Source organism: Kordia jejudonensis, from assembly GCF_001005315.1.
Classification (GTDB): Bacteria; Bacteroidota; Bacteroidia; order Flavobacteriales; family Flavobacteriaceae; genus Kordia; species Kordia jejudonensis.
In genome coordinates this window covers 47,610-59,595 of the sequence record NZ_LBMG01000016.1, presented here as the reverse complement: position 1 = coordinate 59,595, position 11,986 = coordinate 47,610, and the positions used below count along the sequence as shown (strand labels likewise).

Annotated in this window: 13 protein-coding genes; 8 read left to right on the top strand and 5 right to left on the bottom strand. The window is 34.5% G+C overall.

Annotated features, from left to right (window positions below; translation table 11 throughout):
- Positions 1-101 precede the first annotated feature (101 nt).
- Both AA089_RS10435 and AA089_RS25480 read right to left on the bottom strand, forming a co-directional pair.
- Positions 102-641, bottom strand: coding sequence for a GNAT family N-acetyltransferase (locus AA089_RS10435; protein ID WP_046756888.1), 540 nt, complete (start codon positions 639-641; stop codon positions 102-104).
- Positions 638-1,039 (bottom strand): hypothetical protein, encoded by a 402-nt coding sequence (locus tag AA089_RS25480; RefSeq protein ID WP_064972220.1) that lies wholly within the window; start codon positions 1,037-1,039, stop codon positions 638-640. The genes AA089_RS10435 and AA089_RS25480 overlap by 4 nt, the downstream gene beginning before the upstream one ends.
- A gap of 141 nt (positions 1,040-1,180) precedes the next feature.
- On the opposite strand from AA089_RS25480, the gene AA089_RS10425 reads away from it, so the two are divergent.
- Positions 1,181-2,536, top strand: coding sequence for a UDP-N-acetylmuramate--L-alanine ligase (locus tag AA089_RS10425; RefSeq protein ID WP_046756887.1), 1,356 nt, complete (start codon positions 1,181-1,183; stop codon positions 2,534-2,536).
- Between the two features lie 330 nt (positions 2,537-2,866).
- Positions 2,867-3,508 (top strand): hypothetical protein, encoded by a 642-nt coding sequence (locus AA089_RS10420; RefSeq protein WP_156168965.1) that lies wholly within the window; start codon positions 2,867-2,869, stop codon positions 3,506-3,508.
- Positions 3,509-3,545: 37 nt separating this feature from the next.
- On the opposite strand, the gene AA089_RS10415 is transcribed toward AA089_RS10420, so the two are convergent.
- On the bottom strand, positions 3,546-4,157 hold the full coding sequence (locus AA089_RS10415; protein WP_046756885.1) for an FMN-binding negative transcriptional regulator: 612 nt from the start codon (positions 4,155-4,157) through the stop codon (positions 3,546-3,548).
- 5 nt (positions 4,158-4,162) lie between these two features.
- Complete coding sequence (locus AA089_RS10410; protein ID WP_046756884.1) at positions 4,163-4,621, bottom strand: DUF1569 domain-containing protein; 459 nt, start codon at positions 4,619-4,621, stop codon at positions 4,163-4,165.
- 158 nt (positions 4,622-4,779) lie between these two features.
- Between AA089_RS10410 and radC the strand changes: the two genes are divergently transcribed.
- The 6 genes from radC (at position 4,780) to AA089_RS10380 (ending at position 10,493) form a co-directional block, all read left to right on the top strand.
- Positions 4,780-5,475 (top strand): RadC family protein, encoded by a 696-nt coding sequence (radC, locus tag AA089_RS10405; protein ID WP_046756883.1) that lies wholly within the window; start codon positions 4,780-4,782, stop codon positions 5,473-5,475.
- 78 nt (positions 5,476-5,553) lie between these two features.
- Positions 5,554-6,849, top strand: a complete 1,296-nt coding sequence (locus AA089_RS10400) for a polysaccharide deacetylase family protein (RefSeq protein ID WP_046756882.1) — start codon at positions 5,554-5,556, stop codon at positions 6,847-6,849.
- Complete coding sequence (locus tag AA089_RS10395; RefSeq protein WP_046756881.1) at positions 6,842-7,525, top strand: YjjG family noncanonical pyrimidine nucleotidase; 684 nt, start codon at positions 6,842-6,844, stop codon at positions 7,523-7,525. Before AA089_RS10400 ends, AA089_RS10395 begins: the two co-directional genes overlap by 8 nt.
- A 119-nt stretch (positions 7,526-7,644) precedes the next feature.
- Positions 7,645-8,199, top strand: a complete 555-nt coding sequence (locus AA089_RS10390; protein ID WP_046756880.1) for a hypothetical protein — start codon at positions 7,645-7,647, stop codon at positions 8,197-8,199.
- Positions 8,200-8,256: 57 nt separating this feature from the next.
- A complete protein-coding gene (locus tag AA089_RS10385) occupies positions 8,257-9,624 on the top strand; it encodes a DUF5723 family protein (protein WP_241479994.1) in 1,368 nt (455 codons plus the stop codon).
- 53 nt (positions 9,625-9,677) lie between these two features.
- Positions 9,678-10,493 (top strand): hypothetical protein, encoded by an 816-nt coding sequence (locus tag AA089_RS10380; protein WP_046756878.1) that lies wholly within the window; start codon positions 9,678-9,680, stop codon positions 10,491-10,493.
- Positions 10,494-10,636: 143 nt separating this feature from the next.
- Here the strand turns inward: AA089_RS10380 and AA089_RS10375 are convergent, their stop codons facing one another.
- Complete coding sequence (locus AA089_RS10375; RefSeq protein WP_046756877.1) at positions 10,637-11,914, bottom strand: replication-associated recombination protein A; 1,278 nt, start codon at positions 11,912-11,914, stop codon at positions 10,637-10,639.
- Positions 11,915-11,986: the final 72 nt, after the last annotated feature.

Here is an 11,986-nt window from a genome sequence, read left to right as displayed (position 1 = left end):
GAGAAGTTTAAAAAGCATTCTTTTCTATAAAAATACGACTTTATTATTGACTTCTTTTGAATCACAGCTGATACGTTGACTTCTATTTTGTTGGTTAAAAACTACGAAATGTGTTCTGATTTTAGTCTACTATACACTTCTATATCATAAAAAGTATTTTCGGTAATCCATTCGCCTTCACGTTCAATACCTTCAAATGTAAAGTTGAGTCGTTTCGGAATGTTGCTACTTGGAGTATTGCCAACGGCACATTTGATTTCAATTCGATTCAACCGAAGTGTAAAAAAGATAAAATCACATAGTTTTACAACCGATTTTGTAATAATTCCTTGGCCTTGATATTCTTGGGAAAGCCAATAGCCAATTTCTGTTTTCTTGTTGAGTTTGTCTGTATTTTTATTTCCGATGATGCCAATAAGTTGCTCATTTTTTCGAATGGCATATGTAAATTCTAACTTTTGAATTGGCGTGTTTAGGACATTTATTACAAATTGTTCACTATCGGAAAGTTCTTTGGTAAATGCTACAAACGGCAACCATTTTCCTAAGTAATTACGTTGACTATCAATAATATTGAAAATAGCTGGAGCATCTGCATGTTCCAGTTTCTTTAAAGTGATCGTGTCGTTTACTTTGATCATCTGATTTTTCCTTCGATTAATTCTTTTTTATATTTTTTGGCTTGAATGAAATAGCGTCCTCCAACGATCAATCCGAAAAGTCCGAAATATGAAATGCCGCCACTTAGCAAGCCAAACAGCATAAATATTGAAGCAATTACTAGAATAACAATCGCTAATGTGACATTCATTTTTGCACTTTTAAGTTTTTTGGTAATTCTCTCCTTTTTTTCATGAATGTATTCAGAAGTCTTTCCATTCCAATAGCATTTGATACATCTGCCATTTTCAAATTTGTGAAAACAGCGTGGATAGTCGTATAACTTGTGTGCACAATCGGGACAAAATTCGTTCATCTTTGAAGCATCAGTGAAATATTCACTTTTACATTCGATACAGTTGTTGATTTTTTTATCCATCTTGAGTTATGAAAGTTTTTCTGTAATTATTTTTAGTTGACTTATACCTGCCTAAGTTAGTTTTTCTTCTTGAAATCTTTCATACATTTCTAAAAAAACCAAAAATCCCTTTTATCTTTACACTTTAGAATTCTACAACTCATGCGAATACATTTTATAGCGATTGGTGGAAGCGCCATGCACAACTTAGCATTAGCATTACATGCAAAAGGATATCAAATTACTGGAAGTGACGATGTTATTTTTGAACCATCAAAAAGTCGCTTAGATGCCAAAGGATTGCTACCTGAAGCGTTTGGTTGGTTTCCTGAAAAAATTACCACAGACTTAGATGCTATTATTTTAGGAATGCACGCCAAACCTGACAATCCAGAGTTGCTAAAAGCACAAGAATTGGGTGTAACTATTTATTCGTATCCAGAATTTTTATACGAACAATCCAAATACAAAACCCGCGTGGTCATTGGCGGAAGTCATGGAAAAACAACGATTACGTCCATGATTCTTCATGTATTAAACTATCATGATATTGCTGTTGATTATATGGTTGGCGCACAATTGGAAGGTTTTGATACAATGGTACACTTAACAGAAGAAAACGATTTTATCGTATTGGAAGGCGACGAATATTTGTCATCGCCAATTGATCGCAGACCAAAATTTCATTTGTATCAACCAAATATTGCTTTGTTAAGCGGAATTGCTTGGGATCACATTAATGTATTTCCAACCTATGAAAACTATGTTGAGCAGTTTCAAATTTTTGTAGATTCTATCACTAAAGGCGGAAGCATTAATTACAACGAAGAAGATGCAGAAGTGGTTCGTGTGGTAGAAGCTTCTGAAAATCCAATTCGTAAACTGAGCTACAAAACACCAAATTATACCATTGAAAATGGCGAAACCTTATTAGAAACTCCTGATGGTTTTATGCCAATTGAAATATTTGGAAAACACAATTTGAATAATCTGGCTGGAGCCAAATGGATTTGCCAACATATAGGTGTAGACGAAGAAGATTTCTACGAAGCTATTTCAACCTTTACGGGCGCAAGCAAACGTTTGGAAAAAATTGCCGAACACAATTCTACGGTAGTGTACAAAGATTTTGCACATTCGCCAAGTAAAGTAAAAGCAACCACACAAGCGGTAAAGGAACAATATGCAGACCGAACGGTTTTAGCTTGTTTAGAATTGCACACGTATAGCAGTTTGAATGCAGAATTTTTAAAGGAATACAAAGGTGCGTTAGATGCAGCAGATAAAGCTATTGTGTTCTATTCGCCACATGCCGTTGAGATAAAACAATTGGATGAAGTGTCAAAAGAGCAAATTGCAACCGCTTTTGAACGTGACGATTTGATTATTTACACAGATCCGGCAGCATTCAAAAAATATCTATTCAGTCAATCCTTAGACAATACCGCATTATTACTTATGAGTTCAGGGAATTATGGCGGATTAGATTTTGAAGCATTTACACAACACATACACTAAAATTGCAAAAACGTACGTTACCAATGTAAGAACCCACAAAAACGAACGCACTATATCTCATCATTACTTTTTCAACAATCAATTTAAAAATAGTTATGAGAAAATCCTTTTTATTAGTCTGCGTTGCCCTATTTTGCATTTCCTGTTATGTTGATAAAGATCGAAAACCTTAGCTCTGTTTCGGGGATTTTAAAGATAACTAAGGAAGCATTTTTACAACGCATACACTAAAACCTAAAAAGCTGCGTTTTGGGTACTGTACTAACCCATAAAACCGAAAAACTATAGCTTCATAATTACTTTTTTTAAAACCGAATATATCAACTAATTATGAAAAAACCATTACTACTAGTTTTTCTAGTCCTCGTATGTGTGTCTTGTGCTAATGACGACAATACAATTCCTGAACCAGAAGAAAACTTTTTTGCCTTAACCGTTGGAAATACTTGGGTATATGAACATTACCGAAGGGAAAATATAATGTCGGAAGTGTTTAATGATACAGGTGTTATTGATTCTGTAAAAATTGTAAATACAGAATCGATCAATGGAAATACCTTTTTTAAATTTAGAGTTCGTACTTCAGGAAACGAAACCAATGCTGCTTTGTGCGCTACAAATGGAGAAAGATTTTTCTATTTTCGTGACTCTCTAGGATATCTTATTACTGATGAAGGTAAAGTTGAATTCTCTCGATACGATAATCAAGAGTTTCTATTAACAGCAGATAACTTCTTTGAGCTATATACAGCTCGCGGCGAAGGCAATGAAATGATTTCCACAGCCGCAGGTACTTTTGATTGCGAATGGATGAAACTTTATGCAAAAGAAGTTCCGACCTTAGCATTATTTCCTGGGCTAGACAAACATTATTATGCTCCCGGAATTGGAAAAGTATTTAATACATGCTCTTTTGCAACTGAAGACATACACAGAATGGAAAGACGTTTAGTATCATATAATGTGCAATAGTTTAGTTTAGTGTAATTACACGTAGTATGTGCCAATACTACGTATCTAAAATGCCATTAAGAAAAGCCGTAATATCATTGCGGCTTTTTTGTATCAGCGCTTCTTTTGCCAAGTTTTTATCTTTAGCTATTCTATTTTGCGAAAGTTTAAATTTTCCTTCCCAAGCGGTAATTTCTAACTTAAATCCAACAATATAATTGGCCAATGATTGGACTCTCGGATCTTCTTGGTCCAACACATATGGCTCTTGTGAAGTTTCTAAAACAGAAGTCATATGCGCAATAGAAGCTATTACAGCATCATTTTTTTGAATTCGTGTGGCTTTCGCCGAAATATGCACTTTCACATAATTCCAAGTAGGCAATTGTGTTGTACTGTATACATGTGGCGAAATATAGCAATCAGGTCCGTGAAATATTACTTGCGAGGGAATGTTATTTTGCAACAATTCAACATGCGGATTCAACTTGTCAATATGTCCTATCAACGCGCCAAATTTACCTTCGGATGCATCATGAATTAAAGGGACATGTGTTGTAAAAATTTCACTGTCTTTAGCAGAAATTAATGTCGCTAATGGATAGTGTTTGATGGTTTCAAGAATAGCACTAAACTTTGTTTCTTGATGTTGTTTTGGAGGATAACTCATAATTTTTAAACATCAAATTGTTTTAAATGATGATCTAAATGTTTGTACTGCATTTTTCCCCATTGTTCTTGCGTAAATTTTCCAAACATAGGATGCGTTGGAAACTCAGTCTTATCTTTATATTGATGAAATTCTGAAACCAAACTAGATAGCTTCGCTTTTTCGGCGGTAACATCTTTCGTTTCGCTCACGATAAAATCTCGGACTGTTGGCAAATTTTTACTCCAAGGTTTGTCATTATACATTAACGGTTTGTAGAGTTTAAATAGCATTCGCTTCATAAATCCAGGTTTCTTTCCACTTCCTAGCATCCGTTTTTCCATGGCAAGTTCCAATGGCATTTGGCAATGTGTACACATTTGACCTACGGTCATTTTTCCCCATAAAGGCGCAGAAGTTTCGGTTAGTGATTCAATTCTCCCTTGAATTTCCGAAAGTGTAGTTTCATCAAAAAGTGATTTCATAATACAATAAAATTAAGTGCAACTAAAAGTACAGCAATCCTTGTAAAAAACGAATTTTATTTACTGAAAATTAACGTTTATATAATTCTTGCAACGCTTACAAAAAATGAACGGTTTTGTTGAAAAAAATCAAGTAGTTTTAAAAAAAGTAATTCAACATGGAAGATATGCAGCTACAATCTATCAAATATTGGTCAGAAGACGATCGACCTCGCGAGAAGTTGGCAAACAAAGGAAAAACGGCTTTAAGTGATGCCGAATTGTTAGCAATTTTGATTCGATTGGGCAATAAAGATGAAAGTGCCGTATCGCTTTCCAAACGTATATTAGCTTCTGTAAATGGAAACTTGAATGAACTGGCAAAGCTATCCGAAGATCAACTCAAAAAGTTCAAAGGTGTAGGTTTGGTAAAAGCAATCACAATCATCGCTGCGTTAGAGCTTGGCAAGCGAAGGCAAATAGAAGCAAAAATTACCTTAAAAAAGATTACATCAAGCCGTATGGTATTTGAAATGATGCAACCGCTTATTGGCGAATTGCCGCATGAAGAATTCTGGATTATCTATTTGAACAATTCAAACAAAGTACTCAAAAAACTATGCCTGAGTAAAGGTGGTATTACAGGAACTTTGGTTGATGTACGGTTGGTGCTAAAAACCGCATTAGAAGTGAGTGCCGTAGCAATTATTTTAGTGCACAATCATCCATCAGGAACTTTAAAACCGAGTTCGGCAGACAAAGCAATCACTAAAAAACTGTGTTCAGGTGCAGAAAATATTGATATAAAAGTACTAGATCATTTAATTATCACAGAAAAAGAGTATTTTAGTTTCGCAGATGAAAACTTACTCTAAGAACGCGTTATACGTATTGCAATTTGAGCGAATATTAGAAAATTTCAGACTGATTATAAAAGTTTAAATGAGTTCTACATGCTTCTAGTATACACACAAAAAATTACACCAAGACTTCGCTATACATTTAAGCATCTCATAACGCGCATTCTTGGAATTCCTGTCGATTTTACCACGAAAATTGAAACGTTTATTGCGCACAATGAAGTAAAAATGTCGTACGCAAAACAGCCGCTTGGTGACGAGTTTTTTGTACGAAGCCACGATTTGCTATTTGAACAAGGTGTTGGAGAAGTCGAATTTAAAGTTTTGAAATGGGAAGAAGTTCCTTGCTTCTTTGTTACAGGAGAAAAAAGTACCATTCCGTATGATATTTTTGCAGCAAGTTTTTACATGCTGAGTAGATATGAAGAATATTTACCGTATGTAAAAGATGAACACGGACGTTATACCGCATCGGAAAGTTTAGCTTTTAAGCACGATTTTTTACGAATTCCAGTCGTTGATATTTGGTGTCAGAAGTTTAAAAAAGTCTTAGAAAATAGATTTGAAACTTTTAATGCTAGCGATTATAAGCAACGTTCATTTTCGTACAATCCAGTCATCAATATTCCTATTGCATATGCTTACAAAAAACGCGGAATCATTAGAACGCTTGGTGGTTACTTAACTGATATCGTCCGATTGCGCTTTTCAAGATTTTTAGATCGTTCCGCAGTATTATTAGGAATGCGAGATGATCCATATGATAATTTTGAAGAATTTGTTGCATTGCACAAAACATACAAAACTAATGCGCAGTATTTTTTCCAAATAGGCGATTATTCTACCTATGATCATAACATTTCAGTATATAAAAATGAATTTATCCGACTCATCAAAAATGTATCCGATTACAGTAAAGTTGGATTGTTAGCGTCCTACGATTCTTTTTCAGATATCGAAAAATTAAAGATTGAAAAAAAGCGATTGAACACTATTATCAATCGTCCTATGAAACGTGCGCGACAGCATTATAACATGTTGAGTTTGCCAAAATTTTATAGAAACTTAATCGATTTAGAGTTTACGGAAGATTATTCCATGGGCTATCATGATACGCTTGGTTTCAGAGCTGGTACCTGTAGTCCATTTTACTTCTATGATATTAGCATGGAAATTCAAACACCACTTAAAGTACATCCGTTTTGTATGTTGTACTCAGGTAAACTAGAAACAACATTACCAAACGATGAAATCATGGAAATGCTCTCGGAAACTCAGAAAGTAAATGGTACATTTATAGGAATATTTCACAATGTTGTTTTATCTGAAAACAATATCGCATGGAAAGAATTGTATATCAATTTATTAAAAGAATTTAGTAATGAATAATATCACAGATATTTTCTTTGATTTAGATCACACATTGTGGGATTTTGAGAAAAACTCCGCATTAACCTTCAAAAAAATATTAGCAGAAAGTAACGTTCCTGTAGATTTTGATCGTTTTATAGCAATATATGTACCCATCAATTTGGAATATTGGCGCTTATTTCGTGAAGAGAAAATTTCCAAAACCGCATTGCGATATGAGCGTTTGGCAAAAACATTTGGACAGTTAGAAGTTGAGGTTTCAGACGAATTGATCAATCACTTATCGGAAGAATATATCAAACACTTATCAACTTTCAATCATCTTTTTGATTACACAGAAGAATTACTCGAAAAACTTCAAGCCAATTACAAACTCCATATCATAACCAACGGTTTTCGAGATGTACAACGCAGAAAAATAAAAGCGTCTGGTATTTATGATTATTTCGAACACATTATAGATTCGGAAAGTGTACATGTCAAAAAGCCCAATTCGAAAATATTCAATCACGCATTACAATTGGCAAATGTAGCACCTGAAAATGCGCTCATGATTGGCGATAGTTTTGAAGCAGACGTCAAAGGTGCATTGGCAGTAAACATCAACGTGATTCATGTAGATTTTGATAAAAAATACGATCATTCGCTATGTCCAATTGTACGACATCTTACTGAAATTGAAAAAATACTGTAATAAAAGGAATAAAGCGTCGTTTTTTTAATAAGTCGGTTGTTATATTAACAGAATATACTTTCCATTGCTTTGTATACAAACGTTGGGTATTCATACATCATCTTAAAACTGAACTTTTCATGTTGAAACGAATTTTTCCTTTATTACTTTTAATTCTGACCACTTCTTGTGTAGAAGATGTCGATTTTGAACAGGCGGAAGATTTGTCAATTTCCCCAGTTTTAGAAGCTAGTTTGATCTTTTTCGACTTTTCAGCTTCTCAATTTCAAGAACCTACAGGAACAGCATTTGTAGTAGAACAAGACGAATTGGAACTTGATTTTTTCAATGAAGAGTTTATTCAAGACAACTTAGTAAAAGCCGAATTTTTCTTTGAAGTGCGCAATACCATTGATCGCGTATTTCGCGCAGATGTTATTATGTATGATGTCAATGGAAACGTAACGCACATGTTTGATATTTTGGTCACTGCTGGTGCAACCAGTGAAGTTACAGAGACACATACAGAAGTTTTTGAAGATGCATTGCTTGATCAATTAAAAAATACCACACGTATGGAATTGATTTTAACCATGTTTCCAAGTATTTCTGGGATTCCATTAGATGATACGAGTATTGGAACTATAAAAATGCGCTCCAAAGCAACTCTCTTTTTTGAAATAGACACACAATAATCAATAATTTTAGTGAAAAAAATCAGCATAATTATAGTATTTGTTTTTTGTTGTTTTGTGCAGGCGCAGAACAAACAACTGCTGTATAATTTTACTGATATTCCACAATCATTATTACTAAATCCAGGTGCGGAAGTCAATTTTCAGTGGCACATTGGAATTCCGTTACTATCACAAATTCATCTAAATGCGGGCGCTTCTGGCACAAGCGTGTATGATTTATTTGCCGATAACGGTATTGATTTTAATGAAAAACTTAGACGTGTTGTGTACAGCATGGATAAAAATGATTTTTTTGTGGTAAATCAACAATTAGAAATATTTAGTGGCGGATTTGCCATTGGTCCATCCTATAAAAAAAATAAATACCTTTCTTTTGGACTGTATCAAGAAACCGATATACATTTTTACTTTCCTAAAGATTATGCAGTTTTGGCTTATGAAGGAAATCAAACGAACATTGGTCGCGTATTCGATTTAAGCGATTTGAATGCGAAAGGCGAGGTGATTTCTGTGTTGCACGTAGGTTTAATGACAAAATTGAACGAAAAATGGACATATGGATTTCGCGGGAAAATATATTCTAGTCTCTTAAATTTTAAATCGACAAACAATCGCGGAAGCTTTGTGACGAGAGAAGGCACGGAAAATTTTTACGATCATACTTTTGATGTAGATTTGGCTTTTCAAACTTCGGGAATCACGTCGCTTACAGACTTAAACACAAGTAGTGAAGCGGTAAAAGAACTTCGTAAACGTGTACTTTTTGGTGGCAATTTAGGATTGGGTTTAGACGCTGGTTTTACGTATCATCCTAAAGAACAGTGGACAATTACGGGAAGTATTCAAGATCTTGGCTTTATTCATCATACCAAAGATGTAGAAACGTATGAATTGAACGGTCAATATACTTTTAATGGTGTTAATCCATTATTTCCAAACGACGGATCAGGACAAACTGCAGAAGAATATTGGCAGGAAATTGAAGAAACTTTCGAAGATTTATTTGAATTAGATACCATTTCTAAAAAATATGTTTCGTGGCGTTCGCCTAAATTAAACAGTTCTGTTTCGTATAAATACGGAAAAAAAGTATTGAAAGAATGCAATTGTACGGCTGATGATGGCGATTATTTAAATGAAGTCGGTTTGCAAATGTATGCTATTGGAAGACCTAGAAGTCCACAATTGGCACTCAGCGCTTTTTATTACCGAAGAATCTTTAACTTTTTAAGTGGAAAAGTAACGTACACGGTTGATTCTTTTTCGAAAACAAATGTAGGTTTGGGAATTTCTTCGCATTTGGGCAATATCAACTTTTATATCATGGCAGACAATCTCCTAGAATATCAAAATTTAGCAAAAGCGAACTCCGCATCTGTACAACTGGGATTAAATTATATTTTTCCTGAAGCTAAAAAGTAATGGATTCCTAGAAAATCCTTATTTTCGGAGCTTAAATAGACAATACGATTATTATGAAACGTTTCTTGGCAACGATTATAGTACTATTCATTACAACCGCTTCTTTTTCGCAAAAATTAGACGGTTACAAATATGTAGTAATTCCTTATGAGTTTAGTTTTTTGAAAAAACACGATCAATATCGAGTGAACTCGTTAGTACGTTTTCTATTTAAAAAAGAAGGATTTGAAGTATTGTATGATTCCGAAGAATTTCCAGAAGATTTAGGCGAGAACAGATGTATGGCGTTATATGTTGATATTGATGAAGATTCCAACATGTTTACCACCAAAACAAAGCTTCTATTAAAGAATTGTGCAAACAAGATTATATTTGAAACCAAATTTGGAACATCTCGAATAAAGGCGTACGAAAAAGCACATAATGAAAGTATCCGCAACGCATTTAAAGATGTAACATCACAACGATATTCATACAAGCCAGAAAAACAGGAAGTTGCGGTAACAAAACCTAAAGCTGTTGTAGAACGAACAGTGACAAAAGTAGTTACGGCACCTGTAAAAGAGGTGGAAAAAGAAGTTGTGTCTGATGTACAAGAAACGGTTACGATTAAAGAAGTACTAACTGTCGATACTGCACCAGCAACAAACGTAAAAAGTGCTGTATTGTATGCACAACCTTTGGAAAACGGATACCAATTGGTTGATAGTACACCAAAAGTGATTATGGTGTTATTAAAAACGGGCGTTAACGATGTATATCTTGTGCAAGGAAAAGACGCTGTTGTGTACAAAAAAAATGGAACATGGATGTTGTCTAATGTATCTAGAACTGGAAATCAAGTTTCTGTATTAAATGTAAAATTTTAATATTGGCAGATAGGATTATGTTTTGAAAACGTAGTGCTAAAAGTTACAATTTGTGTTATCGATAAATTTTCTGAACTCGATTTAGGAAGGTAGAAATTTCATGCAAAGTAACATATGCTTTCTATTCTATACAAAACACAAAATTAATACTCATACTTATCTTTCCAACGATTTTTTAAAAAATCACGGAGGCTTTTTTCACGCGGATTGCTTCCTGGATCGTAGATTTTAGTGTTTGTAATTTCGTCGGGTAAATATTCTTGTGCTACAAAGTTGTTATTGAAATCGTGAGAATATTTGTAATCTTCGCCATATCCTAAATCTTTCATCAGCTTAGTTGGCGCATTTCGCAAATGTAATGGAACAGATAAATCGCCTGTTTCTTTTACAACAGCTTGCGCTTTTTTTATGGCCATATACGAAGCATTACTTTTTGCAGATGTGGCTAAATATACGGCACATTGACTTAAAATAATACGTGCTTCAGGGTATCCGATAATAGAAACAGCTTGAAACGTATTTGTAGCAATAACCAATGCTGTCGGATTGGCAATTCCGATATCTTCACTTGCCGAAATGAGCATTCTTCTAGCAATAAACTTTACATCTTCGCCACCTTCAATCATTCTGGCCAACCAATATACAGCGCCATTAGGATCACTTCCACGAATCGATTTGATAAAAGCGGAAATAATGTCGTAGTGTTGTTCTCCAGTTTTGTCATATAAAACTGTGTTTTTTTGCACACGACTCAATACAAGTTCATTTGTTATGGTAACTTCTTCACTACCTTCCGAATTGATGATAAGTTCAAAGATGTTTAACAATTTGCGTCCATCGCCGCCAGAAAGTTTTAGTAAAGCTTCGGTTTCTTTTAGCGTAATTTTCTTTTTCGAAAGTTCTGTGTCTTCCGCAATGGCACGTTTTAGCAACCGTTCTAAATCTTCTTTTCCAAAGGGATTTAAAATATATACTTGACAACGCGACAATAATGCAGGAATAACTTCAAAACTAGGATTTTCAGTAGTTGCACCAATAAGCGTTACCCAACCTTTCTCTACAGCACCGAGTAAAGAATCTTGTTGTGACTTGCTAAAGCGATGAATTTCATCAATAAATAAAATCGGATTTTTTGTTGTAAACAAACCACCATCTTGTTTCGCACGTTGAATTACTTCACGCACATCTTTTACGCCTGAACTTATTGCGCTTAGTGTGTAAAATGGACGATCAGAAGTAGACGCAATGATGTTTGCTAACGTTGTTTTTCCAGTTCCTGGTGGTCCCCAAAGTAGGAGTGAAGGAATAATTCCTTTTTGTATTTGACGTGTTAATACGCCAGTTTCTCCCACGAGATGTTCCTGACTTATATAGTCTTCCAACGTTTTTGGTCGAATGCGTTCTGCTAATGGTTCATTCATAGTATAAAAGTAAGATATTCGTAATGAAGTGACAATTTTTCAGGCGAATTCATCTTGGCTAATTTTTTGACT